Consider the following 1,165-nt stretch of genomic DNA (forward strand, 5'->3'; position numbering starts at 1 on the left):
GGGGGGGGGGGGGGGGGGTGGTTTTTTGGGGTTGGGGTTTGGCCCTTTTTTGGGGGGGGGGGGGGGGGGGGGGGGGGGGGGGAAAAAAACCCCCCCCCCCCCCCCCGGCTCCCGATCCGTGCGATGTGGAACATCAGCTCTTGGACAGCGCCTTGAGGGCGACGTTGAGTTCGAGGACGTTGACCCTCGGCTCGCCCATGAAGCCGAGCGTGCGTCCCTCGGTGTGGTCGGCGACGAGCTTCTCGACCTGCTTGACGTCGAGGTTGTTCTGCTCGGCGACCCGGTGGACCTGGAGCTCGGCGTACTCGGGCGAGATGTTCGGGTCGAGGCCGGAGCCGGAGGAGGTGACGGCGTCGGCCGGTACGTCCTCGGGCTTGACCTGGTAGCCGGCCGTCGAGTTGTCCGCGATCACGGCTTCCTTGGCGGCCACGACCTGCGCGCAGAGGGTGCCCTCCTCGGCCTCCTTGCCGCACTTGCCGTTGACCGCGCCGTTGTCGGCGGACCGGTTGGTGGCCCCGGAGAGGAGCAGCGAGTACTGGGTGTTGACGCTGTTGGCGCCGAGGCCGTTGGAGGGGCGCGGCTGGAACCACTTGAGGTCCGGCCCGGCGGCCTCTTCGGCGTCGTTCGGGTCCTTCTTGGGCAGGTTGTAGCTCTGCCCGATGAGGGAGGAGCCGACGACCTGGCCGCTCTTGTCCTTGATCTCGGAACCGTTGGCCTTGTCGTTGAAGAGGGCCTGGGCGATGCCGGTGACGGCGAGGGGGTAGACGACCCCGCAGATCACGGTCAGGACGAGCAGGGCGCGCAGGCCCGCACCGATCAGACGGACGGTGCTGGATACGGAGTTGTTCATGGCGGATCAGCCGATTCCGGGGATGAGGGAGATGAGCAGGTCGATGATCTTGATGCCGATGAACGGGGCGATGAGGCCGCCGAGTCCGTAGATCCCGAGGTTGCGGCGGAGCATCTTGTCGGCGCTGGTGGGCCGGTACTGGACTCCCTTGAGGGCGAGCGGCACGAGCGCGATGATGATCAGCGCGTTGAAGATGACCGCGGAGAGGATCGCGGACTCGGGTGAGGCCAGGCCCATGATGTTGAGCTTGTCGAGGCCCGGGTAGACCACGGCGAACATGGCCGGGATGATCGCGAAGTACTTGGCGACGTCGTT

General features: G+C 67.3%; 1 protein-coding gene and 1 pseudogene. Both read right to left on the reverse strand.

What is annotated here, in order from left to right:
* Window positions 1-133: 133 nt before the first annotated feature.
* Entirely contained in the window at window positions 134-850 is a 717-nt protein-coding gene (locus tag ACZ7GJ_RS32715) for a potassium-transporting ATPase subunit C (protein ID WP_470756794.1), read from the reverse strand.
* A 6-nt stretch (window positions 851-856) separates the two neighbouring features.
* Window positions 857-1,165 (reverse strand): annotated as a pseudogene (locus ACZ7GJ_RS32720) (potassium-transporting ATPase subunit B); the annotation flags it as partial.

It is taken from the genome of Streptomyces sp. NPDC037242, assembly GCF_055604165.1.